This is a genomic window from Alcanivorax sp. HI0007, from assembly GCF_001635525.1.
In the GTDB taxonomy this organism is placed as follows: Bacteria; Pseudomonadota; Gammaproteobacteria; order Pseudomonadales; family Alcanivoracaceae; genus Alcanivorax.
The window spans coordinates 1-588 of record NZ_LWEJ01000228.1 but is presented as its reverse complement, the minus strand read 5'-3'; the positions used below and the strand labels follow the sequence as shown (position 1 = coordinate 588).

The window sequence follows — 588 nt, the reverse complement described above, 5'->3', positions numbered from 1 at the left end:
GGCGGCGAACAGCCCGATTGATCCGGCTGCCTGCTTTGAAGAAGCTGCCGGTGGCTTTGCCCCGGGCGGCGGTGGCCTGCCGGGTGCCGATGGCAACCCGCTGCAGCCGGTACTGGCGCAGTTCTGCCCGGACACCTCCGAAGCGGACCTGGGCCCGACTACCCCCATCGACTGTCTGACCGAAGCCGGTGGTAACTTCGAAGACGTGCAGGACCTGCTGCTGGGCTCCAACCCGCTGACCGAGCAACTGTGCCCGGAAGCGGCGGCGAACAGCCCGATTGATCCGGCTGCCTGCTTTATGGAAGCAGCAGGAGGCTGCATCCGGGGCGGCGGTGGCTTGCGGGGGGTCGGAGACGAGTAGATGAGNCGGTACTGGCGCAGTTCTGCCCGGACACCTCCGAAGCGGACCTGGGTCCGACCACCCCCATCGACTGCCTGACCGAAGCCGGTGGTAACTTCGAAGACGTGCAGGACCTGCTGCTGGGCTCCAACCCGCTGACCGAGCAACTGTGCCCGGAAGCGGCGGCCAACAGCCCGATTGATCCGGCCGCCTGCTTTATGGAAGCGGCCGGATCAATCGGGCTGTTG

At 66.8% G+C, this 588-nt stretch carries 1 pseudogene; it reads left to right on the top strand.

The window, feature by feature from the left end:
* Positions 1-361: pseudogene (locus tag A3714_RS18265) on the top strand (hypothetical protein); the annotation flags it as partial.
* Positions 362-588: the final 227 nt, after the last annotated feature.